At 71.2% G+C, this 22,894-nt stretch carries 17 protein-coding genes; 5 read left to right on the top strand and 12 right to left on the bottom strand.

Features of this window, described 5'->3' with window-relative positions:
- Positions 1-28: 28 nt before the first annotated feature.
- Together BJ998_RS26370 and BJ998_RS26365 are read left to right on the top strand one after the other, a co-directional pair.
- Positions 29-1,165 carry an anhydro-N-acetylmuramic acid kinase gene (locus BJ998_RS26370; RefSeq protein WP_184865874.1) on the top strand — a complete coding sequence of 379 codons (1,137 nt, stop codon included), beginning with the start codon at positions 29-31 and terminating at the stop codon, positions 1,163-1,165.
- Entirely contained in the window at positions 1,152-2,639 is a 1,488-nt protein-coding gene (locus BJ998_RS26365; RefSeq protein ID WP_184865872.1) for a sodium:solute symporter, read from the top strand. Before BJ998_RS26370 ends, BJ998_RS26365 begins: the two co-directional genes overlap by 14 nt.
- Here the strand turns inward: BJ998_RS26365 and BJ998_RS26360 are convergent.
- From BJ998_RS26360 to smc, 4 genes are all read right to left on the bottom strand, one after another.
- The gene (locus BJ998_RS26360) at positions 2,569-3,741 is read right to left on the bottom strand and encodes an MFS transporter (RefSeq protein ID WP_184865870.1); all 1,173 of its coding nucleotides are present in this window, start codon (positions 3,739-3,741) and stop codon (positions 2,569-2,571) included. The two genes, BJ998_RS26365 and BJ998_RS26360, sit on opposite strands and share 71 nt — an antisense overlap.
- Complete coding sequence (locus tag BJ998_RS26355) at positions 3,738-5,009, bottom strand: GGDEF domain-containing protein (RefSeq protein WP_246488656.1); 1,272 nt, start codon at positions 5,007-5,009, stop codon at positions 3,738-3,740. The genes BJ998_RS26360 and BJ998_RS26355 overlap by 4 nt, the downstream gene beginning before the upstream one ends.
- A 246-nt stretch (positions 5,010-5,255) precedes the next feature.
- A complete protein-coding gene (locus tag BJ998_RS26350; RefSeq protein WP_184865868.1) occupies positions 5,256-8,480 on the bottom strand; it encodes an AfsR/SARP family transcriptional regulator in 3,225 nt (1,074 codons plus the stop codon).
- 40 nt (positions 8,481-8,520) lie between these two features.
- Positions 8,521-12,252, bottom strand: coding sequence for a chromosome segregation protein SMC (smc, locus tag BJ998_RS26345; protein WP_184865866.1), 3,732 nt, complete (start codon positions 12,250-12,252; stop codon positions 8,521-8,523).
- 196 nt (positions 12,253-12,448) lie between these two features.
- Between smc and BJ998_RS26340 the strand changes: the two genes are divergently transcribed.
- Positions 12,449-14,362, top strand: coding sequence for a peptidoglycan recognition protein family protein (locus tag BJ998_RS26340; RefSeq protein WP_184865864.1), 1,914 nt, complete (start codon positions 12,449-12,451; stop codon positions 14,360-14,362).
- Positions 14,363-14,416: 54 nt separating this feature from the next.
- Here BJ998_RS26340 and BJ998_RS26335 read toward each other — a convergent pair whose 3' ends face one another.
- The 3 genes from BJ998_RS26335 to BJ998_RS26325 are packed head-to-tail and all read right to left on the bottom strand — an operon-like array spanning position 14,417 to position 16,119.
- A complete protein-coding gene (locus BJ998_RS26335) occupies positions 14,417-15,289 on the bottom strand; it encodes an anti-sigma factor family protein (protein WP_184865862.1) in 873 nt (290 codons plus the stop codon).
- On the bottom strand, positions 15,286-15,804 hold the full coding sequence (locus BJ998_RS26330; protein ID WP_116178414.1) for a sigma-70 family RNA polymerase sigma factor: 519 nt from the start codon (positions 15,802-15,804) through the stop codon (positions 15,286-15,288). Before BJ998_RS26330 ends, BJ998_RS26335 begins: the two co-directional genes overlap by 4 nt.
- Positions 15,805-15,837: 33 nt before the next feature.
- Positions 15,838-16,119 (bottom strand): acylphosphatase, encoded by a 282-nt coding sequence (locus BJ998_RS26325; protein ID WP_184865860.1) that lies wholly within the window; start codon positions 16,117-16,119, stop codon positions 15,838-15,840.
- Between the two features lie 110 nt (positions 16,120-16,229).
- Here BJ998_RS26325 and BJ998_RS26320 point away from each other — a divergent pair, with 110 nt between their 5' ends.
- Both BJ998_RS26320 and BJ998_RS26315 read left to right on the top strand, forming a co-directional pair.
- Positions 16,230-16,967: a CAP domain-containing protein gene (locus tag BJ998_RS26320; protein ID WP_312890336.1), complete on the top strand. Its 738-nt coding sequence runs from the start codon at positions 16,230-16,232 to the stop codon at positions 16,965-16,967.
- A 111-nt stretch (positions 16,968-17,078) separates the two neighbouring features.
- Positions 17,079-17,585, top strand: a complete 507-nt coding sequence (locus BJ998_RS26315; protein WP_184865858.1) for a hypothetical protein — start codon at positions 17,079-17,081, stop codon at positions 17,583-17,585.
- Here BJ998_RS26315 and BJ998_RS26310 read toward each other — a convergent pair whose 3' ends face one another.
- From BJ998_RS26310 to BJ998_RS26290, 5 genes are all read right to left on the bottom strand, one after another.
- A complete protein-coding gene (locus BJ998_RS26310) occupies positions 17,586-18,194 on the bottom strand; it encodes a phosphate signaling complex PhoU family protein (RefSeq protein ID WP_312890335.1) in 609 nt (202 codons plus the stop codon). It abuts the gene before it with no gap.
- A 141-nt stretch (positions 18,195-18,335) separates the two neighbouring features.
- The gene (locus BJ998_RS26305) at positions 18,336-18,566 is read right to left on the bottom strand and encodes a hypothetical protein (RefSeq protein WP_184865856.1); all 231 of its coding nucleotides are present in this window, start codon (positions 18,564-18,566) and stop codon (positions 18,336-18,338) included.
- A 494-nt stretch (positions 18,567-19,060) separates the two neighbouring features.
- Complete coding sequence (locus tag BJ998_RS26300; RefSeq protein WP_184865854.1) at positions 19,061-19,660, bottom strand: hypothetical protein; 600 nt, start codon at positions 19,658-19,660, stop codon at positions 19,061-19,063.
- Positions 19,661-19,685: 25 nt separating this feature from the next.
- On the bottom strand, positions 19,686-20,369 hold the full coding sequence (locus tag BJ998_RS26295; RefSeq protein ID WP_184865852.1) for a response regulator: 684 nt from the start codon (positions 20,367-20,369) through the stop codon (positions 19,686-19,688).
- Positions 20,369-22,894: a sensor histidine kinase gene (locus tag BJ998_RS26290; RefSeq protein WP_312890334.1), complete on the bottom strand. Its 2,526-nt coding sequence runs from the start codon at positions 22,892-22,894 to the stop codon at positions 20,369-20,371. Before BJ998_RS26290 ends, BJ998_RS26295 begins: the two co-directional genes overlap by 1 nt.

The raw sequence follows: 22,894 nt of genomic DNA, 5'->3' as shown, positions 1-22,894 counted from the left end.
TCGGCGCTCGATTTGGTAAGAAACGTGCATGAAGGTGCTCGGCCTGATTTCCGGCACGTCGATGGACGGCATCGACGTGGCCGTGGCCGATCTGCGCCTGGCCGATGACACCGTCGAGCTGACGCCGCTGCACGCCGACGCCGTCCCCTATCCCGAACACGTGCACGCCGACCTGCTCGCCGCGCTGCCGCCGCGTGACTGCACCGCCGCGAAGATGTGTCAGCTGGACACCTGGGTCGGGCAGGCCTTCGCGGACGCCGCATCGCAAGCGCTTGCCCGCTACCCGGACCTGGACCTTGTCGCCTCGCTCGGCCAGACCATCTATCACTGGGTCGACGGCGACCGCTGCCTCGGCACGCTGCAGCTCGGCCAGCCGGCGTGGATCGCCGAGGCGACGGGGCTGCCGACGGTCGCCGACATCCGGGCCCGTGACGTCGCCCGCGGCGGTCATGGTGCGCCGCTGGCCGCGATCCTCGACGCGCTCTGGCTCGGCGGCCGTGACGACCGCACCTGGGTCGCCCTGAACATCGGCGGCATCGCCAACGTCACCGTGGTCGCGCCGGGCCGCGAGCCGATCGCGTACGACACCGGTCCGGGCAACGCGCTGCTGGATCTTGTCGCCCGCCGGGTCGGCCTCCAGCGGGACGAGGACGGCGAGCTGGCCGCCGGCGGGACCGTGCAAGAAGACCTGCTGAAGCTCCTGCTGCGAGAGCCGTACTACGCGCGGCCGGCGCCGAAGTCGACCGGCAAGGAGCTGTTCCACGTCGGCTACCTCGACGGCACCGAGCACCGGGCCGTCGAGGACGTGATGGCCACGCTGGTCGAGCTGACCGCGATCACGGTCGCCGACGCGTGCCGCAAGCACGGCGCGGACGTGGTCGTCGCCTCCGGCGGCGGCGTGCGCAATCCGACGCTGATGCGGGCCCTCGCCAGCCGCCTCGCGCCGGCGGAACTGTGTGTGAGCGACGACTTCGGCCTGCCGAGCGACGCCAAGGAGGGCTACCTGACGGCGCTGCTCGGCTTCCTGACCTGGCAGGGCGTGCCGGCCAACGGCTGCCTGCTCGGCTCCGTGACACCCGGCCGCGGGCCGCTGCGCCCGCCGCCACCGCCCGAGGTTCCCGTGTCGAAGCTGCGTGTAGTGGAGGCGCCCGATGCATCCGGCTGACCTGGTCATCATCGTGCTGTACCTGCTCGCCATGCCGGTCATCGGCCTGCTGCTGCGCGGCAAGCAGCGCACCGGCGCGGACTACTTCGTCGGCGGCCGGAACCTGCCGTGGTGGGCGGTGTGCCTGTCGGTGGTGGCGACCGAGACCTCGACGCTGACGGTGATCAGCACGCCGGGCCTGGTGTGGGGCACCGGTTTCACCTACCTGCAGCTGGCGCTGGGCTACATCATCGGCCGCATCCTGGTGTCGCTGATCCTGCTTCCCCGCTACTTCAAGGGAAATCTGGTCACCGCGTACGCGTTCCTGGGCGAGCGCTTCGGCAACGCGGCGCAGGGCGTCGCGTCGCTGGCGTTCGTCGTGACGCGGCTGCTGGCGGAAGGCGTGCGGCTGTTCGCCGGCGCGATCCCGATCCAGGCAATCCTGGCCAGTTACGGGATTCACACTGCCTACTGGCACATCGTGCTGGGTCTGACCGTGCTCACCGTGATCTACACGTACGTCGGCGGCGTGCGGTCCGTGGTCTGGGTGGACGTGGTGCAGCTGGCGCTCTACCTCGGCGGTGCGTTGGTGGCGGTCGGCGTGCTGGCCAGCCGCCTGCCCGGCAACTGGTTGTCGATCGCCGCGGCCGGGAACCGCCTCCAGTTCTTCGACTTCACGTCGAACCCGCTGTTCAGCCAGTACGCGTTCGTGACGGCGATCGTCGGCGGCGCGGTGTTCGCGATGGCCTCGCACGGCACGGATCAGCTGATCGTGCAACGACTGCTGGCCACCCGCAGCCTCCGCGACGGGCAGAAGGCGCTGATCGGCAGCGGCATCATCGTGTTCATCCAGTTCGGACTGTTCCTGCTCGTCGGCGCCGGTCTGTGGGTGCTGTACCGCGGCGCGACACCGGCCTCCCTGGGGCTGACCAACACCGACGGCTTCTTCTCCAAGTTCATCGTCGAGGACCTGCCGGTCGGCGTGGCCGGCCTGCTGATCGCCGGCATCCTGGCCTCCACCATGGGCGCGCTGGCGTCCGCGCTGAACGCGCTGTCCACGTCGACGGTCAGCGACCTGTACCTGAGGTTCCGGAAACAGCCGCTGCCGGACGACTCCGCGCTGCGGCACGGGCGGGTCTGGACACTGGTGTGGGCGGCGGTGTTCGTGGTGTTCGGCTCGATGTTCTCCAGCACGAAGGGCCCGGTCATCGAGCTCGGGCTGGGCATCACCGGCTACACCTACGGCGCGCTGCTCGGCTCGTTCGCGCTCGGGCTGCTGGTCAAGCGGGCCAGCCAGGCCGACGCGGTGGTGGCCTTCCTGGTCACCGTCGCGGCCATGGCGGTCATCGTGTCGCTGAAGTTCTCCGTCAGCGGCAAGTCGGTCGGGCTGGCCTTCCCCTGGTACACGCTGACCGGCATGATCATCACGCTGATCGTCGGCGGTCTGCTGTCGCTACGGCACCGGGCTCCGGTGCTCGCCGAGACGGTCGGCTGACCACCCAGCCCAGCGCGGCGGCCACGACCTGCATGACGCCGACCACGGCGATCACGCCGACCGGGCTGAGCACCGTCCGCAGCGGGCCGACCAACGCGGCACCGAGCGCGTAGGCGCCGATCTTCAGGCTGGCGCCGGTCGCGCCGACCTGGCTGAGCAGCTCCGGCGGACTGTACCGCTGGCGCGCGGCCAGCAGCGCCGGGAACTGCGGGCCGAGGGCCAGGCCGGCGACCAGGGCCAGCGCCAGCAACACCGGGAACGTGCCGGCGAGCGACCAGGTAGACAGCGCGACGCCGTAGCCGGCCAGCGAGACCAGCACGGTCCACCACCGCCCCTGGAGCCGGATCAACGCGACATTTGTGATGACACAGCCGATTTCGACGGCAGTGAGGACAAAGCCGGACGAGTCCTCGCCGACGCCCAGCTGGTCGGTGCGTTCGGTCAGCGGCACGATCAGCAGCCCCATCGCGCCCCAGCCGAGAACGGTCGCCAGCGTGACGGCGCGCAGCTTCGGCGTGCGGACCATGTGCCGCAGCCCGGTCAACACCGGCTGACGGCCGTGCGGGCTGGGTGGCACCGGCGCGATGAACGCCAGCGCGACGACGCTGCCGATGGCGGCGGCCGCGATGGCCAGCACCGACCCCGTCGGCGTGATCAGCTTGGCCAGCAGGCCGGCAACCGCGGGCCCGGCCATGGCCGCCGCGCTGAACGACAGCGAGTCCAGGGAATTCGCCCGGGTCAACCGGGCCGGGCCGGCGAGCCCCGGCACCATCGCGGAGAAGCCCGCACTGGTCATCGGCAGCGCCAGGCCCGCCAGGGCGGCCAGCGGCGGCGCGGCCCAACCCGGCGTGACGACGATGCCGACCATGGCGGCCGCGAGCGCGAACTGGTTGGACGCCAACGCGGCCCGGCGGTAGCGGGTGCCGTCCAACCAGGACCCGAGCAGCGGACCGGTGAGCATGGACGGCAGTGCGTAGGCGGAGAGCGTGATACCGGTCAGCGCGGGGTCGATGCCGCGGGTGAGCAGGTAGACCGCGAGGGCGGTGCCGACCATCTCGTCGCCGAGGCGGGCCAGCGTGGCCGCCGTGTAGTACGCCCTCACGGTGTCTGTGTACTGCTCACGACACAGTTGCGGCCAGCGCTTTTCGCCCGGTACAGCGCGGTGTCCGCGGCGAGCAGCAGCTTCTCCAGGGTGTCGCCGGCGCGCGGGTGCACGGCGATGCCGATGGACACGGTCAGGCCGTCGACCTCGGCGTCCGTGCCGTCCAGCGGGACGGAGACCACCAGGTCGGCGATGGCGCCGCGGATCCGCTCGCCGACGGTGAGCGAGCCCGGCTCGGAGGTGCCGGGCAGCAGGATGGCGAACTCCTCGCCGCCGAAGCGGCCGACCACGTCGTAGTCGCGGACCTGCCCGCGCAGGGTGTCGGCGACCGCCCTGAGCACCACGTCGCCGGCCACGTGCCCGTAGGTGTCGTTCACCCGTTTGAAGTAGTCGAGGTCGACCATCAGTACGCCGAAGGTTCTATTCTCGCGTATCGCTCTGGAGTATTCACGTTGTGCGGAATCATGCCATGCAAGTGCATTGAGCAATCCCGTTTTATCGTCGGTGCTCGCCGCGACTTCCAACTGCTTCACGAGGACACTTCTGTGCAACATCAACAACGGCGGCAGCACGAGGAGCACGAGCACGGGTTGGTAGACCAATGCGAGGGCGGCCAGACCACCGAGACACAGCGTTACCGTTTCGAGTGCGTTGTCGCTCCAGGTGCCGAACAGCGCCTGTCTCGACCGTTTCCGGCCGTACAGGAAAATACCGGTCGCGGCCAAGCAGGCGTTGACCAATTCGAACACCAGAGCGGCTGTCAGCACGATCGCCGCGGCCTGCCAGGTGGACGGCGTGCCGGCGTCCAGCGAGCCGAGACCGGTCACGCGCAGCACCGACGAGGCGGCGAAACACGACAGCAGCGCCCACGCCGTGCTCACCGCGACCCGGTGCGGCGGCCGGGCGCGAACGTGCCGCCAGACCCGGATCCACAGGTGGAGATACAGAAGCGCGGCGAGCAGCGACACCATCGCCGGGGTCAGCAGCACCGCGCCGGCCAGGTACCAGACCGAGGTCATGTTGATGTGCGTCTCGCCGGACATCCAGCGGCGCATCCGCTCGATCCGCGCGGACAGCTCGGCTTGGCCGATGCCGAGCACCAGCAGCACGCCCAACCAGCACAAATCCATTCCGCGCTGCGGAAACTGCGTGGCGTCGGTAATCGGCAGCACGACCGCCGCGATCTCGCACGCGAGCGCGAATGTGAGCCAGCGGGGCGACTGCTTCCACATGTCCCAGTTCGGCACCGCGACGCTCAGGTCACGCAATCGTGCGAGACTTGTGCGCAACGCGATACCGAGAAGTGCCATAATGGAACCCGACACCCCCTCTAGTTCGACCGCTCCGCATCGACAACCACCCGACGTGTCTGCCGTCAGCGTAGTCGGCCGTACGTCCGATGTACCCGGAGGAGGCGACCAACCATGGCGACCCGCGAAGGCTGAGCTCCCTATTCTCGCCCAGACGGCGCTGCGTCGCCCGTCCCTCGGAACGGGTACCCGCACCGCGCGTCTTCACGCTCCGTCACCACGAAGCAGGTCGACGGCCGCCCCCGCCTCGGGCACCCCGAGTGCGCCGAGCACCTGCGCCGCCCGTTCCCATGCCCGCCTGGCCGCCCCGGTCGCGCCCAGCGCCCGGTGTCCCCGACCCGCTGTGAGCAGCGCCCTGCCCTCGACGAGACGCTGGCCCGTCCGCGCGGCCAGCGCCACCGCGGCCTCGGCGCGGCCGGCGGCCGGGCCCGACTCCCCTGACGCCAACTGAATCTCGGCCATCACGTGCAGTGTCGCCGCCTCGGCGCAGCGCATCGTCGCCGCGTCGCCGATGTCCAGCGCCTGCCGGGCATGGACCAGGGCCGGGGACAGCTCGCCCAGCGCCAGCTTGGCCCGGGCCAGGCCGAGTTGTGACTGAAGCTCGCCGTTGCCGAAGCCGATGCCGCGGCTGAGCTGCAACGCCTCGCCGTGCCGCTTGAGGGCCGCATCGGGCCGGCCGGTGGCCAGATCGAGCGCGCCCAACGTGTTCAGCGCGTTCACGGTCGCGCCGCGCGCCCCGGCGCGGACCGCGAGCGCGTGCGACTCCTCCGCCTCGCGCCGCGCGAGGTCGTGCCGGCCCATGTCCAGGTGTACCCCGGCACACGTGTCCAGAACGTCGAATTCGTCCTCGCCGCCCAGTTCGCGGCGGATCCGCAGCGACTCGGTCATCTGCGCGATCGCGTCGTCGTACCGGCCGAGCTCGCGGTAGGAGTTGGCCAGGTTGTTGCGCACCAGGGCCTCCCCGGGCAGCGACCCGATCTGCCGGTAGCAGTCCAGGGCCTGCTCCAGGAACGCCACCGACTCGTCGAAGTGGCCCAGGTCGAAGTAGATGTAGCCGAGCCGGGACAGGGTCTTGGCCTCGGTCTCGGTCGCGCCGGCCGCGCGGGCCAGCGACAGCGCGTCGGTCGCGTTCGGCGCGGCCCGCTCCGTGACGCCCAACTCCGCGTGGGTGGCGGCCAACGCGCTCAGGGCGGCGGCCTCGCCGGCGGTCGAACCCGTCTCCCGGAACAACTCGACGGCCTGTTCCAGATGGTCCAGGGCCGGCCGGGTCTGGCCGAGGTCGGCGTGCGCCGTGGCGAGGCAGTAGTTGGCGGCGGCCTCACCGAAGACGTCGCCGAGCTGTGCGGCCAGTCGGCGGGCCGCCTGTGCGGTGGCCACGGCATCGGCCGAATGTCGGTTCGTGACAAGGAAACGGCTGATCACCACGGCCAGCCGCCAGCCCATCGGGAGGCCGTTGTCGGCGGCATCCCGGACCAGGGCGACGAGGGTGGCCCGTTCGTCGCCGAGCCAGGCCGCCGCCAGGTCGCGATCGGACGTCCGACACACGGGCGTGCCGTCCGCCGGCGCCGGCAGTCCGATGTCGAACGGCGGAGCGAGGCCGAGGACCTCGACGGCCACGGCGGCGGAGTGCAGGTAGCTGTCCCGCAAGCGGGTCAGGGCCTGGTCGCCCTCGTCGGCCTCGGCGTGGCGTCCGGCGTAGCGGCGGACCAGGTCGTCGAGGTGGAACCGGCCGGACTGGTGCTGATCGACCAGGTGCGCCCGGTCGAGGACGTCCAGCAGCACCTCGGCCTCGTCCGAGCTGAGCTTCGCGAGCGCCGCGGCTGCCAGCACGCCGAACTCCAGAATGGGCGTGAGTCCGAGCAGCCGCAGCATCTGTCTGGCCGCCGGCGGCAGCGACTCGTAGGCGAGGTCGAAGGTCGCGTGCACGGCCGCTTCCTCGTCGCCCTCGATGTCGAGCGCCGCCAGCAGGCTGCCCTTGCGCAGCCGGCGGACGTAATCGGCGATGTTGTTGGTGATCGTGCCGGCGGCGATGCGCAGCGCCTGCGGCAGGTGCGCGCACAGCGTGGCCAGCTCGGCAGCGGCCTCCGGCTCGGCGCTCACCGCCCGTTCGCCGAGCATCCCGGCCAGCAGCGCACAGGAATCGTTGGCGGCCAACACGTCCAGGCTCAGCGGACTCGCGCCCTGCAGCACGATCAGGCCGCGCAGCGCGTTTCGGCTGGTGATCAGCACCGCGCAGCCGGGTTCGCCGGGAAGCAGCGGGCGGACCTGATCCGGCGTGACAGCGTTGTCGAGAACCAACAACACTCGCTTGCCGGCCAGCTGCGAGCGGTAGAGCGAGATCTGCTCGTCTTCGTCCGCGGGAATCTGGCTGGGCGCAACGCCCAGCGCACGCAGCAGCCGCGGCAGCACCTCCGCCGGAGTGAGCGGATGCGCGGGCGCCTGTCCGCGGAGATGCACGAACAGCTGGCCGTCCGGAAAACGAGGGCGGAGATCCGTTGCGGCTCGCACCGCCAAGGCGGTCTTGCCGACGCCGGCCGGACCCGACAGCGTCACCACCGGCACCGCCAGATCCAGCTCCGCCGGCGCCAGCAACGCCTTCACCCGGGCCAGTTCCGTCTCGCGGCCGACGAACTCGCCGCCGTGCGCCGGCATCCGGAACACCGGCGCCTGCGAGCTGACGCTGGGCGCCGGCGGGGCCAGCTTCGGGTCGCTGGTCAGGATCGACTGGTGCAGCTCGCGCAGCTCCGCGCTCGGCTCCACGGCCAGCTCGTCGGCCAGCAGCCGGCGCACCTGGTGGTAGATCGTCAACGCCTCGGCCTGCCGGTCCGACCGGTACAGCGCCAGCATCAGCTGGGCCCAGAACCGTTCCCGCAGCGGGTTCGCCGTCGTCAGCGCGCGCAGCTCGGTGATCAGCTCCTGGTGCCGGCCGAGCTGGAGTTGCGCGTCCGTGCGCAGCTCCGCCGCCTGCAGCCGGCGCTCGTCCAGCGCCGTCGCCTCGTTCTGCCGCAGGCGAGTACTCGGCACATCCGCCAGCGCCGGGCCGCGCCACAACGCCAACGCCTCCGTGAGCAGGTCGATCGCCCGGCCCGGTTTCGCCGTCTTCGCCTGCGCCAGCAGCCGGTCGAAGCGGCACGCGTCCACGTCGTCCGGCGGCACGTCCACGCGGTAGCCGTCGGTCACCGTCGTGATCAGGTCCGGCACGCCGATGGCCTGCCGCAGCCGCATCACGTAGGCGCGCAACGTGGTCCGCGCCCCGTCCGGCGGGTCCTCGTCCCACAGGTTGTCGATCAGCTCCTGCGCGCCGACCGTGCGGCCCGTGTGCAGCAGCAGGGTCGCCAGCACGATCCGGTGCTTGCCGGCCCGCACCGCCACCGGCTCGCCGTCACGGACCAGCTCGACCGGGCCGAGCAGACGGAACCGCATCCCCATGGGGCATGAGAGTAGGGCGTCCCCACCGGGATCACGGAAATCAGGACTCTGAGGGCGAATCCGGCGTGGATTCCGCAACCGGGGCGGCCTCGACCGCGGATTCCGACCGGGTCTCGGTTGCCGGTTCCGAGGAGGCGTCGGTGGCTGGGGCGTCGGCGGCTGGGAGCTGCGGGGTCGGCTGCTCGGGGGCCTTCTCCACCTTGCCGCCGCGCAGCCGCTGGGAGATCACCGCGCTGATGCCGTCGCCACGCATGCTGACGCCGTAGAGCGCGTCGGCGATCTCCATGGTCGGCTTCTGGTGCGTGATGATCAGCAGCTGCGACTTCTCGCGCAGTTGCTCGAACAGGGAGATCAGCCGGCGCAGGTTGGTGTCGTCCAGCGCCGCCTCGACCTCGTCCATGACGTAGAAGGGCGAGGGGCGGGCCCGGAAGATGGCCACCAGCATGGCCACCGCGGCGAGCGACTTCTCGCCACCGGAGAGCAGCGACAGCCGCTTGACCTTCTTGCCGGGCGGGCGGGCCTCCAGCTCGATGCCGGTGGTGAGCATGTCCTCGGGCTCGGTGAGGATGAGCTTGCCCTCGCCGCCCGGGAACAGCACCTTGAACACGGTCTCGAACTCGCGGGCGACGTCCCAGTAGGCCTCGGTGAAGACCTCCAGGATCTTGTCGTCGACCTCCTTGACCACGGTCAGCAGGTCGCGCCGGGTGGCCTTGAGGTCCTCCAGCTGCGTGGAGAGGAACTTGTAGCGCTCCTCCAGCGCGGCGAACTCCTCCAGCGCCAGCGGGTTGACCTTGCCCAGTTGGGCCAGGTCCCGCTCGGCCCGCTTGGCCCGCCGGGCCTGCACGTCCCGGTTGTACGGCATCGGCTGCGGCGCGGTGACCTGCTCGCCCTGCTCCTTGGCCGCCTCGTACTCGGCCAGCTCGGTCGGCGTCGGCGGGACCATCACGTCCGGGCCGTACTCGGCGACGAGGTCGTCGAGGCCGATGCCGAACTCCTCGGCGATCCGGGTCTCCAGCTGCTCCAGCCGCAGCCGCTGCTCGGCCCGCACCACCTCGTCGCGGTGCACGGCGTCGGTCAGCTTCTCCAGCTCGGTCGTCAGCTCACGGACCCGCCCGCGCACGGTGCCCAGCGCGGCCTCGCGGTCGGCGCGGCGGGCCTGCGCGGCGTCCCGGTCGGCGGCGGCGCGGTGCAGCGACGACGCGATGCGCTCCAGCGCGGTTTCACCGCCGGACACGACGGCGTTGGCGACGGCAGCGCCGCGAACCCGGGCGGCGCGAGCCCGTTCGGCCCGTTCGCGGGCCTCCCGCTCGGCCCGGGCGGCCCGGCGCAGCTGCTCGGCCTTGCCCTGCAACGCCCGTGCCCGCTCCTCGGCGGTCCGCAACGCCAGTCGGGCGTCCATCTCGGCCTGCCGGGCGTGGTTGAGCTGGTTGGCGGCCTCGTCCCGCTCGGCCGTGTCGGGCTCCTCCTCGACGGCCTCCTCCTGCACGGCCGCGAGCCGCTCCTCCAGCTCCGCCAGCTTGCCGACGGCGTCCTCGCGGGCCTGCTCCAGCTTCACCCGCTGGGCGCTGATCCGCTCCACCTCGGCCTCGGCCGACCGCACGGCCTGCTTGAGCCGGTTGATCCGCTCGCCGGACCGGGCCCGCCGGACCTTGGCCTCGTTCAGCTGCTCCTTGAGCTCGGCGGCCTCGTTGCGCCGGGTCTGCTGCTCGGCCCGGGCGCCGGCCAGCGCGGCGCTCGCGTGCTCCAGCGCCCGCTCGGCCGCGCCCAGCTTGTCCTGCGCCTCATCGACGGCGGCCTGCACCTCGATGGTGCTCTGCGCACGCCCCGAACCGCCGATCGCCCAATCGGACCCGAGCACGTCACCCTCACGGGTGGCGGCGCGCAGCCCGAGCGCGACGAGTGACCGGGCGGTCGCCAGGTCGTCGACGACGGCCATCTTCTCCAGGGCACGTTCCACAGCCGGCCGCAGCGCCTCCGGGGCCCGTACGAGGTCGACGGCCCACCGCGCCCCTGGCGGCAGCGCCGGCCAGGTCGACCGGTCCGGCACCGGCCCGCCGGTGCCGATCAGCAGGCCCGCGCGGCCGGCGTCGGACGACCGCAGCAGCTCCAGCGCGGCGACAGCGTCCGAACCGCCGTTCACGGCGATGGCGTCGGCAACCGGACCGAGGGCCGCGGCCAACGCCACTTCCGCCCCGGCCTCGACGGTCAGCAGCGCGGCGACGGAGCCGAGCAGGCCGGGCAGCCGGTCGCCGGCCGCCAGCAGCGCCCCGGCGCCGTCCTTGCGGGTGAGCCCCAGGGACAGCGCGTCGACGCGGGCCTTCCAGGACGAGATCTCCTTGTCGGCGGTCCGCTCGGCCTTGACCAGCTCCTCGACCCGCGCCCTCGCGGCCTTCTCGGCCTCGACGGCCTGCAGGTGCCGCTCCTCGACGCCGGCGTCGCCCTCGTCCTCGGTGCCGGTGACCTCCTGCTGCTCGGCCAGCTCGATACGGGCGATCTCGGCCCGCTCGTTGGCCTCGGCGAGCGAGGTGGACAGCCGCTCGATCTCCTCCGCGGACGCGTTGTTCTTGCTGCGCAGCGCCTCCACCTGGCCGGTCAGCCGGGCCAGGCCCTCCCGCCGGTCGGCGATCAGCCGGACCGCGGCCAGGTGCGCCTTCTCCGCGGCGGTGACCATGCGTTCCAGCTCGGCGCGGCGCTCGCTGCTCTCGGCCAGCACGATCCGGGCCTCGGTGACGGCCTCGTTCAGCTCCGCCTCACGCTCGGCGGTCTGCTCGGCCTCGGCGTCCAGCTCGTCCGGGTCACGGCCGGCGCGGGAGGCCTCCGGCGCCGCGGACAGGTGCCGGGCACGCTCCATGGCCAGCCGCACGGTGCCGCGCAGCCGTTCCTCCAGCGCGGACAGCCGGTACCAGGTGTCCTGGGCCTGCTGCAGGATCGGCGCGTCGTCGGCGACCAGCTGCTCCAGCTCGGACTGCTTGGCCGAGGCCTGCTGCAGCAGCTGCTCGACCTCGGTGCGCCGGGCGCGGGCCGCCGCCTCGTCGGCCTCGTCGCGGTGCAGCTCGCCGCGCTGGGTGACCAGGTCGTCGGCGTGCAGGCGGAGCCGGGAGTCGCGCAGCTCGGCCTGCACGGCCTGCGCCTTGCGGGCGATCTCGGCCTGCTTGCCCAGCGGCTTGAGCTGGCGGCGCAGCTCCGCGGTCAGGTCGGTCAACCGGGTCAGGTTGGCCTGCATCGCGTCCAGCTTGCGGAGCGCCTTCTCCTTGCGCTTGCGGTGCTTGAGGACGCCCGCGGCCTCCTCGACGAACGCGCGGCGCTCCTCCGGCTTGGACTCCAGGATGGCCGACAGCTGCCCCTGTCCGACGATGACGTGCATCTCGCGGCCGATGCCTGAGTCGGACAGCAGCTCCTGGATGTCCAGCAGCCGGCAGGAGTTGCCGTTGATCTCGTACTCGGTCGCGCCCTCGCGGAACATCCGGCGGGTGATCGACACCTCGGTGTACTCGATCGGCAGCGCGCCGTCGGAGTTGTCGATGGTCAGCGTCACCTCGGCGCGGCCGAGCGGCGCGCGGCCGGCGGTGCCGGCGAAGATGACGTCCTCCATCTTGCCGCCGCGCAAACCCTTGGCGCTGCCCTCGCCCATCACCCAGCGCAGCGCGTCCAGCACGTTGGACTTGCCGGAGCCGTTGGGGCCGACGACACAGGTGATGCCCGGCTCGAAGCGCAGCGTCGTCGCCGAGGCGAAGGACTTGAAGCCCTTCAGCGTCAGGCTCTTGAGGTGCACGTCGGTATACCTTCGTCGCGGGTCTGCTCCGGGTGGGTTATCGGCAGAGGGTACCCGCCGGGCGGCCGGACCAGTCGCACGCTGGGCCGAACGGTGAAAAATGAACTGATCCGGGCCAATTGTGTGGCAGATCTTGACGGCAATGGTGACCGGCGTCACGGTAAGCGGTGTTCCGGCTACCCAGGAGAATCCCGCCATGCCCAGAATCCTCGCCGTGGTGGCGACTTCGGCCAGCCTAGCGCTGTTGCTGCCGTTCGCCGGCACGGCCCCTGCAGCCCCCTCGAACACCTCCGCCACCTCCGCCCGACAGCAGGCGTACGACGCGGCGGCCGCCGAATTCGGCGTGCCGGCCGAGGTCCTCCTCGGCGTGTCGTACCTGGAATCGCAGTGGAACACCTACGCCGGCACGCCCAGCGTGGCCGCCGGCTACGGCCCCATGCACCTCACCGACTTCGCCACCGCGAACACCGCGCGGGGCACCGAGTTCGACGACAGCGACGGTCGCGGCGACGACAGCCGCCCGGCGCTGCACCCCGCGCCCGCGCCGGTCGACGTGCCGCCGGCGGCGCTTCAGACCGTCCAGCAGGCCGCGCAGCTGGCCGGCACCACGCCGGCGGCGGTGCGCAGCGACCCCACGCAGAACATCCGCGCCGGCGCCGCGTTGCTCGCCTCGTACCAGAAGCAGCGCAGCAGCAACGCCGGTGACTGGTACGCGGCCGTCGCCAAGTACAGCGGCGCCACCGACAGCGGCTCCGCGGCGGACTTCGCGGACGAGGTCTTCGAGACCATCCAACAGGGTGAGACGCGGACCACAGACGACGGACAGCTGATCACGCTGCGTGCCGACGCCTCCGTCACGCCGAACACCGGACAGCTGGCCGACCTGCACCTGACGACGACCAGGTCCAACGGCACCGAGTGCCCGCGCGGCCTGTCGTGCGAGCTCGACCCGGCCGCCTACGCGCAGTACGGCCCCGGCCCGGACGACTACGGCAACTACGACACGTCGAACCGGCCGGCCACGCAGAAGATCGACTACATCGTCATCCACGACACCGAGGCGGACTGGGCCACCACGCTCAAGCTGATCCAGGACCCCAAGTACGTCAGCTGGAACTACACGATCCGGTCCCAGGACGGGCATGTCGACCAGCACGTGCTGGCCAAGAACGTGGCCTGGCACGCGGGCAACTGGTACGTCAACTCCCGCTCCATCGGCATCGAGCACGAGGGCTTCCTGGCCCAGACCGGCTGGTACACCGAGGCGATGTACCGCTCGTCGGCCAAGCTGGTGCGCTACCTGGCCGCCAGGTACCAGATTCCCCTTGACCGGCAACACATCCTGGGCCACGACAACGTGCCCGGCATCACCGGGCCGAACATCCCGGGCCAGCACACCGACCCCGGCCCGTACTGGGACTGGGCCCACTACTTCGACCTGCTCGGCGCGCCGCGGTTCCCGTCGCTGCCGGCGCCGCCGTTCGGCATGCTGACCATCCGGCCGGACATGGCCAGCAACAACGTTGCGTTCACCGGCTGCACCAAGGCCGGAACGCCTTGCCCGGCAAGGGGTTCCAGCGAGGTCGTGCTGCACTCGCAGCCCAGTGACACCTCGCCGCTGCTGACCGACATCGGCCTGCACCCGACCGGCACGCCGCAGACCATGGACGTCAACGACGTCGGCAGCCGCGTGTCCACCGGGCAGCAGTACGCGATCGCCGACCGCCAGGGCGATTGGGTCGCCATCTGGTACCTCGGGCAGAAGGGGTGGTTCCACGCCAAGGACGCGGTGTTCGCGGCCGGCTTCGTGGTGGCTCCCAAGCCCGGCACGGCATCCGTGCCGATCTACGGCCGCGCCTACCCGGAGGCCTCGGCGTACCCGGGGGGTGTGACGCCGCAGGCGATCGTGCCGCAGCCGTACGTGCTGGGCGCCGGACAGCGTTACGTGTTCGGCGGTGTCGCGCCGGCGCTGTACCTGCCGACGGTCTGGGACCCGACCGGCACGAAGAACAAGCCGGTGGTCGGCAAGATGCGCTACTACGAGATCCAGTACGGGCACCGCGTCGAGTACGTCAACGCCGACGACGTGCAGCTGCTGCCCGCTTGGTAGGAACGGCGGGAAGGGCCGGCCTCTGGCTGAGGTCGGCCCTTTCCCCTGTCCCCGTCAGGACTTCGGGGTCAGGTCCACCAGGAACTTCTGGTCGACGGTCACCACGTCCATCCGGTCGATGTCGTTGACCGAGAACGAGGTGGCCGCCGGCACCTGGCTGTCCGTCTCCGTGCCGTTGCGCCACCAGCCGGCGCTCTGCGTCTGGCCGTTCTTGTTGTGCACCAACAGCTGGCACACCTGACCGGCCGGCAGGTTGGACACCTTGAGGCTGATCTGGGTGCCCCAGGCCTTCGTGGTCAGGTCGGCGCTGGCCGCGACCTTGCTGGTCTGGTCGGTGGCCTGCCACACCGCGGTCGGCTGCTCGGCGACCGGCGTGCTGGTCAGCGAGCGCTGCACGAACACGGCGCTCACCGCCACCGCCGCCACCAGAACCGCCGCCATGGTCAGGAAGTTGCGCCGGCCGTTGCGCTTGTCGGCGTCCTTGCGACGCCGGTTGGCCGGGCCCTTCGACTTCGGTTGCTGCGCGGGCGGTTCCGGACGCTGCGGGGCCGGCCGCTGCGGCGGCCGGGGCTGCTCCGGCACCGGCGGCACCAGATGCCGGCCCAGGTTCGGGTCGGGCATCCGGCCCATGTCCGGCATGGGGTTTCGGTTGGTCGGCCGCGGCCGGGGCAGCGGCATGGACGGATGCTCGGGCAGGCCGGGGTCGCCCGGTGGCCCGAGTGAACTCGGGTCCAGGTCGAACCCGTCGATGTCCTCCAAGTCGGCCAAGGAGATCCGCCCCAGCAGCCCCGGCAGCGGCGAGAACCGCACCAGTTCCTGCTGGCAGAACGGACATCCGGCGAGATGGCGCTCCATCTGCGAGCGCTCCCCCGGTTCGAGGGAGCCAAGCACGTAGACGCCAAGGGACACAGAGTGCTGGCAACTCATAGCTCGGTCACCCCCCGCTCCTCCAACGCTCCCCGAAGCGCGCGCAACGCGTAGAAGCAGCGCGACTTGACCGTGCCCGCGGGGACGCCCAGCACGGTTGCAGCCTCGGACACGGTCCGACGGCAGTAGTACAGCTCCACGATGACCTGGCGATGGTCATGACTGAGCGACCGCATCGCCTCGGCAATCTGCCAGGCCTGCAATACGTGATCCAGTTCGTCGGAGCCCGACGGGAGCTCATCGGTCTCCAGCGGAACCTCGGGTGCTCTGGCCTCCTTGCGGCGGTGACCGGAGATGATGAGGTTGCGCGCGACCGTGTACAGCCACGGGCCGGCCTGCTCGGGTTCCAGCGAGTCGGAGTGCTTCCACGCGCGTAGCAGCGTCTCCTGCACGATGTCCTCGGCGTACTGGTAATCGCCTCGCACCGCCCGAAGCACGTAGCCCAGTAGCGGCCGCCGGTAGCGGCCGTACAGCTGCCGTGCCAACTCGTCACTACGCTTCGCGCTCTGACCCACGAACGTCCAATACGGAGCCGGGTCGCGGGCGGTTCAGCGTTCTTCAAAACCTTTTGGGACACCCCTGGCCTCCGACCACCTCTCGACGACCAAGTCCACACGTCCAGGGGTGGCGCCGGAGTTCAACGCGGCCAGCAACTCGCGGCAGACGGATTCGGGTCCCTCGGCGACGACCTGCACGCGGCCGTCGGCCAGATTGGTCGCCGCGCCGTCGAGACCGAGCTCGAGCGCCCGGCTCCGGGTCCACCACCGGAAACCGACGCCCTGCACGCGACCGTGCACCCAGGCGGTGAGTCGGACGCTCTGTTCTGTCATCTGGCAATGATCCCGCGCACCGCCTCCCACCTGCCCGGAAGGGGCACCGCGTCCGGTTGTACCCCGTTCGCCCGCCCGTGTGTCACCCATTAGTGGTACGGTCGCGCGCCGTGAGCCCCCGCAGCAGACGACCGGCGACCGCCGGCATGCTCGTCGGACTGACCCTCGGCGCCGCGTGCGCCGGTGGCGCGTCGGTCGCCGTCGGGCCCGCGACCCTGACCGGAGTGCTCCTGGGCGAGGCGAGCCCGCTGCCCACGGCCCCGTCCGTGTCGCAGCAGCTGGGCAACGCCGCCGGACACGAGCAGAACAACCGCCTGGTCACCTCCACCGCCGGCGCGCCCGCGGACACCACTTCGGCGTCGCCGACCACGACCACCAGCACCACCACGACGACCAGCACCACCACGACCACCTCGGCCCCGCCGACCAGCACCACCACCGCGGCGCCGACCACGACCGCCAGCAAGCCGCCGGTCAACGCCGGGTCCGCCGCCCGCGTGCTGGACCTGGTCAACCAGGCCCGCGCCGGCGCCGGCTGCCAGCCGCTGACCGAGGACAAGCGGCTGGACACCGCCGCCCAGGGGCACAGCGACGACATGGCGGCGCACAGCTACTTCTCGCACACCTCGCAGGACGGCCGCTCGTTCGTCGACCGCGAGAAGCAGGCCGGCTACCCCAGCCCCGGCGGCGAGAACATCGCCGAGGGCTACACCAGCGCGGACGCCGTGATGGACGGCTGGATGCACTCCGACGGGCACCGGCGCAACATCCTCGACTGCAGCTTCACCACGATCGGGATCGGCGTGACCACCAAGGGGTGGTACTGGGTGCAGGACTTCGGCAGGTAACCGGGTGGAGGGAAGTCGCTTCACCGGATCGCGTGACGCCCGTCCTGAGTGCTTTTCACGAACGCCGACACGACCCGTATTCTCTGGCCGGGGCGGTAACGAGGAGGTCACGTGAGCGAGCCCGAGCGGGCACTGCTGAGCCCGCCCAAGCGGAGCGGCGCGCCGCGACAGTCGGCCAAGGTCTTGATGGCCGCGGCCGGGGTCGTGGTGGCGACCGCGTTCGCCTCGGTGGCCACGATGGCGGCCGGGCAGGGTGCCGCGCCGCAGTCCCAGAACCAGAACGTGGACCCCGCGTCGCAGCAGTTCGGCGGGTCGACGCAGACCACCGACGCGGACGGCAACACCACCAGCGGCGGCGGCGACACCACCAGCAGCTCGGCGACCAGCAGCACGTCGAAGTCGAAGACGAGCACGACGTCCAAGACGACCACCACGACGTCGTCCCAGGGCGGCAGCAACCCGCCGGACGGCACCACGCCGATCACTCAGCCGGGCGGCAACAGCCCGACGTCGCCCACCCATACGACGACGACCACCACCACGACGACCACGACGACCACGGTCCCGACCACCACGTCCACGAGCCAGCCGCCCCCGCCTGGTGGCGGAGCTCAGTGATCAGGCCGCCAGCTCGCTGCGGGCGATGACGCTCGTGCGGCGGGCCAGCGCGACCGCGTAGTCGGCGAAGCGCTCGTAGTTCTGGCTGAGCACGGTGGCGTCCACCGCGGTGGCGACGCCGTGCGGCCAGTCCGCACGCGTCACCGTCGCGAACACCGCGCGGTGCAGGTCGTCCATGGTGTCGTCGCTGGCGTCGAGAAACGCCGCCAGCTCCGGGTCGCCGGTGCGGATCACCTGTTCCGCCGTGTTGGCCAGGGTGATCGCGAGCTGGCCCATGTCCGCGAAGGGGACGCGCAGCTCGTCGGGCAACACGTGCGCCGGGTGGCGTCTGCGCGCCGCACGGGCGATGTGCAGGGCCAGATCGCCCATGCGCTCAAGGGTGTCGACTGCGTGCACGGCCGTCAGGACGACGCGAAGATCCGTTGCGGCGAGCAGCTGTTCCTCGCACGACGCCCGGGCGCGGGCCAGTGCCGCGTCGCCGGTGATGACCTTCTCCGCCATCGCCCGGTCGGCGTCGAGCAGCGCGACACTCGCGCGCTGCATGGCGTCCCCGACCTGACGGCACAGGTCGGCCAGCTGGTCGAGCCTGCGGTGCTTGACCTTGCCCACGCTGCCGAGGGTAAAGGCGCGTCAACGGAATCGGCCGGCACGGCCGGAAACCCTGACGCGACCCGAACGCGAGCGTGCCGGGCCGACCGCTGGCGGACGGCCGACCCGGGTCTCGCCCATCACCGTTTCGGGTGATGAATCTCAGGCGGCCCCGCCGCTGTTCGCGATCCACTGGGCGCCGGTCTGCCTGGCCTGCTTGCGGGCCTCCAGCAACGCGGAGATGACCAGGTCGACCTCCTCGTCGGAGAGGAACGCGACCTCGCCCGGGGGCGCCTGCAGCACCACCTTGTCGCCAGCAGACCACACGCGCAGGGCCCGGCGCTTCTTGCCGAATCCGAGACAGGACACCTCGTGGCCCTCTGGTGAGCTCATGGCCAACTCCTCCCTGCGAGAGGCTGGTCGTCGCGGCCGGGATCCTGGGGGTAGCCGCACCTCTCGCACGATCACGTAGAACATAGGTGTACGCACCGCAGTTGTTACGCACTCTAACTGTCGAGTTTGCGTCCAAACGGGTGATGTTGTGTCATCAATCGGGACAAGTTGTCACCATTTGTAAAGGTGGTAGCCCGGTCAACTAGATGACGCAGGGTTGTCGATCGCCCATCCGGCGTCAGTCCACGACCCTGAGCTCCGTTCGGCCGCACCGGGTCCCGGGCGCACAGGCCGACCAGGCGATGACTCCGGGTAGCTCAACGCGGCCGGTCGGTCACAGGCCGTACACTCGATGGATCACGCAGGCCGATGGCCGCATGGAACCCCGGAAAAGGAAAACGGCCCCTCACGGGGCCGTCGGGTCGACCCTGTTACCGGTCGACGGGGTATGGACAGCTTACACACAGCCTCCACGGCCGCACAAATTAGGACACTCAGTGGCTCGCGTCATCGCCTACATCGACGGCTTCAACCTGTACTACGGCCTGCACACCAAGTATCGCCGCCGCTACCTCTGGCTGGATCTGGAGCATCTCGTCCAGCGCATGCGTCGCAACGATGAGATCGTCGCGATCAAGTACTTCACCGCGCTGGTCCTCGACGACGACGCCGCGGTCCTCCGCCAGCAGAACTACCTCAACGCCCTCAACGCTCACAGCGGCAAGAAGATGGCCGTCGTGTTGGGGCGTTACCAGCGGTCGAAGGTCGCTTGCTTGCAGTGCGGGCATCAGCGGATCAAGTACGAGGAGAAGGAGACCAGACGTCAACATCGCGGCCTCGCTCATCGCCGACACGGCCGAGCAGGCGTCGGACATCGCGTTTGTCCTCTCTGCCGACAGCGACCTGTGTCCCGCGATCCGGACCTCGTATCGGCTCGACCCACACCGGGAGGTGATCGCTGCCTTCCCGCCGGCCCGAAGCTCGTTCGAGATCCGCTCGCTGGTGCCGGCGTCGTTCGTCATCGGCCACGCGATGATCCGCGGCTCCCTCCTGCCCGACGCGGTGATCGACCCGGTGACCGGCCTGACGTTCAAGCGGCCTTCGAACTGGCGGTGAGGCTCAGGTTTCGAAGCGGTAGCCCATGCCGGGCTCGGTGAGCAGGTGGCGGGGGCGGGAGGGTTCGGGCTCGAGCTTGCGGCGGAGCTGGGCGAGGTAGACGCGGAGGTAGTGGGACTCGGTGGCGTACTGGGGACCCCAGACGTCCTGGAGGAGCTGCTTCTGGGCGACGAGGCGGCCGCGGTTGCGGACGAGGACCTCCAGCACTCCCCACTCGGTGGGGGTGAGGTGGACCTCCTCGCCGTCGCGGTGGACCTTCTTGGCCGCCAGGTCGACGGTGAAGGACGCGGTCTCGACGACGGCCTCCTCGCCGTCGGCGTTGGAGGTGGCGGAGCGGCGGACGGCGGCGCGGAGCCGGGCCAGCAACTCGTCCATGCCGAAGGGCTTGGTGACGTAGTCGTCGGCGCCGGCGTCGAGGGCCTCGACCTTGTCGGAGGAGTCGGTGCGGGCGGAGAGCACGAGGATGGGCACGGTGGTCCAGCCGCGAAGCCCGGCGATGACGTCGGTGCCGTCCAGGTCGGGCAGCCCCAGATCCAGCACGACGACGTCGGGCTTGGTCTCGGCGGCGGCGCGCAGGGCGCTGGCGCCGTCGTGGGCGGTGAGGACCTGGTAGCCCCGCGCCGAAAGGTTGATCCGCAGCGCCCGCACGATCTGCGGCTCGTCGTCGACAACCAGCACCTTGGTCATCAGTGTTCCTCCTTGGCCGGCAACGAGATCACCACGGTCAGCCCGCCGCCGGGCGTGTCCTCGGCGGCGATGGCGCCGCCCATGGCCTCGGTGAATCCCCTCGCCACGCTCAACCCCAGTCCGACCCCGCTGGTCGCGTCCCGGTCCCCCAGCCGCTGAAACGGCTGGAACAGCGCGTCACCGGTCCCCTTGGGCAACCCCCGGCCCCGGTCCACGACCCGCAGCTCCACCTGCGACGCGTGTGCGCTGGCCCGGACCTCGACGGCGGGCTCGCCGTTCACGCTGCTCGCCGGCCTGCCGTGGCGCAAGGCGTTGTCGATCACGTTGGCCACCACCCGTTCGAGCAGCCCCGGGTCGGCCAGCACCAACGGCAGCCGCTCGTCGACGTCGACGAGCACGTTGCGGCGGTCGTCGATGCCGGACAGGGCCCGCGCCACGATCTCGTAGTACGCGACGGGCCGCAGCTGCGGCTGCACGGCGCCGGTGGCAATCCGGGACGAGTCGAGCAGGTTGTCCACGAGCCCGGCGAGCCGGTCGGCTGACTCCTCGACGGTGGCCAGCAGCTCGCCGGTGTCCTCCTCGGACAGATGCAGCTCCGGATCGCGCAGGCTGCCGGCGGCGGCCTTGATCGAGGTCAGCGGCGTGCGCAGGTCGTGCCCGACGGCGGACAGCAGCGCGGTCCGCAGCTCGGTGGTCTCGGCCCGGCGTTGCGCGTCGGCGGTCTGCGCGGCCATCCGCTGCTGCCGCAACGCCAGCAGCGCCTGCCCGGCGGCGGCCTCCAGCGCGCGGCGGTCGGCGGCCGGCAAAGCCTTGCCCCGCAACGCCAGATGCACCTCGGGCGTCACGGGAACGTCCACATCGGCCTCATCGGGATCGTCGCACGGCTGCGGCCCGACGCAGGCGACCCGCTCCCACTTGCCGTGCCGGTGCTCCAGCAGCGCCACGGAGGTGAGCCCGAAGTTCTCCCGCACCTTCTCCAGCAGCCGCACCAACGGATACGGGCTGGTGAGCACGGTCCGCGCGTACGACGCCAGAAGCGCGGCCTCGGTCCGGGCCCGAGCCGCCTGCTCGGCCCGCCGCGCGGCCCGGTCCACCACCAGCGCCACCATCACGGCGACGACGACCATGGCGATGAGAGTGATCACGTTCTCGCCGTCGGCCACGGTGAGCGAGTACAGCGGCGGCGTGAAGAAGAAGTTCAGCAGCCCGGCGGACAGTGCGGCGGCGACGACGGCCGGCCCGACACCGCCGACCAGCGCCACGATCACCGTGGCGAGGAAGTAGTCGACGGTGTCGGTGGAGATCGACACCGTGCCGTGCAGGAGCACGCCGACGGCGGTCGCCAGGGACGGGATCACCAGCGACAGCACCCAGCCCAGGATCCGCCGCCGCGCCGTCAGCGGGCTGCGGCCGAACCGCCACTTGAAGGCCCGCTTGGCCTCGCTGTGGGTGACCATGTGCACGTCGATCGGCCCGGACTCCTGCACGACGGTGGCGCCGATGCCCTCCTCGAACAGCCGCGCGACCCGCGACCGCCGGGAGGTGCCGAGCACCAGCTGGGTGGCGTTCACGCCGCGGGCGAAGTCCAGCAGCGCCGTCGGCACGTCGTCGCCGACGACCGTGTGGAAGGTCGCGCCGACGTCGTCGGCCAGCCGCCGGTACTTGGCCACCTTGTCGGCGGGCGCGCCGGCCAGCCCGTCACCGCGCAGGATGTGCAGCACGAGCAGCTCGGCGCCGGCCCGGGTGGCGATCCGCCGGGCCCGCCGGATCAGCGTCTCGCTCTCCGGCCCGGCGGTGATCGCCACCACCACCCGCTCCCGGGTCTCCCAGGTCTCGGTGATCTTCTGTTCGGACCGGTACCGCTGCAGCGCCACGTCCACCTGGTCGGCCACCCACAGCAGCGCCAGCTCGCGCAGCGCGGTCAGGTTGCCGACCCGGAAGTAGTTGCCCAGCGCGGCATCGATCTTGCGGGCCGGGTAGACGTTGCCGTGCGCGAGCCGGCGGCGCAGCGCCTCCGGCGTGATGTCGACCAGCTCGATCTGCTCGGCCGAGCGCACGAACTGGTCGGGCACGGTCTCGTGCTGGGGCACCCCGGTGATCCGCTCGACCACGTCGTTGAGGCTCTCCAGGTGCTGCACGTTGACCGTGGACAGCACGTCGATGCCGGCGTCGAGCAGCTCCTCGATGTCCTGCCAGCGCTTGTCGTTGCGCGAGCCGGGCACGTTGGTGTGCGCCAGCTCGTCGACGAGCGCGACCTCCGGCTTGCGGGCCAGGATCGCGTCGACGTCCATCTCGTCGAAGTCCAGGCCGCGGTGGGTCAGCTGCCGGCGCGGCACGACCTCCAGGCCGTCCAGCAGCTGCGCGGTCTTCTCGCGGCCGTGCGTCTCGACGAGTCCGACGACCACGTCGGTGCCGCGGTCGGCGCGGCGGCGCGCCTCGCCGAGCATCGCGAAGGTCTTGCCGACCCCCGGCGCCGCCCCGAGGTAGATGCGCAGCTCGCCGCGCCGCGGTGTCTCCGGTTGCAC

It is taken from the genome of Kutzneria kofuensis (assembly GCF_014203355.1).
GTDB classification, from domain to species: Bacteria; Actinomycetota; Actinomycetes; order Mycobacteriales; family Pseudonocardiaceae; genus Kutzneria; species Kutzneria kofuensis.
This window is presented reverse-complemented; position numbering and strand designations above follow the sequence as displayed.

Excerpts from the sequence above, each read along its gene's own strand:
- BJ998_RS26365 (WP_184865872.1), top strand. The coding sequence starts at position 1,152 with ATGCATCCGGCTGACCTGGTCATCATCGTGCTGTACCTGCTCGCCATG.
- BJ998_RS26325 (WP_184865860.1), bottom strand. The coding sequence starts at position 16,119 with ATGACAGAACAGAGCGTCCGACTCACCGCCTGGGTGCACGGTCGCGTG.
- BJ998_RS26295 (WP_184865852.1), bottom strand. The coding sequence starts at position 20,369 with ATGACCAAGGTGCTGGTTGTCGACGACGAGCCGCAGATCGTGCGGGCG.
- BJ998_RS26335 (WP_184865862.1), bottom strand. The coding sequence starts at position 15,289 with ATGAGTTGCCAGCACTCTGTGTCCCTTGGCGTCTACGTGCTTGGCTCC.
- BJ998_RS26340 (WP_184865864.1), top strand. The coding sequence starts at position 12,449 with ATGCCCAGAATCCTCGCCGTGGTGGCGACTTCGGCCAGCCTAGCGCTG.
- BJ998_RS26305 (WP_184865856.1), bottom strand. The coding sequence starts at position 18,566 with ATGAGCTCACCAGAGGGCCACGAGGTGTCCTGTCTCGGATTCGGCAAG.
- BJ998_RS26350 (WP_184865868.1), bottom strand. The coding sequence starts at position 8,480 with ATGGGGATGCGGTTCCGTCTGCTCGGCCCGGTCGAGCTGGTCCGTGAC.
- BJ998_RS26370 (WP_184865874.1), top strand. The coding sequence starts at position 29 with ATGAAGGTGCTCGGCCTGATTTCCGGCACGTCGATGGACGGCATCGAC.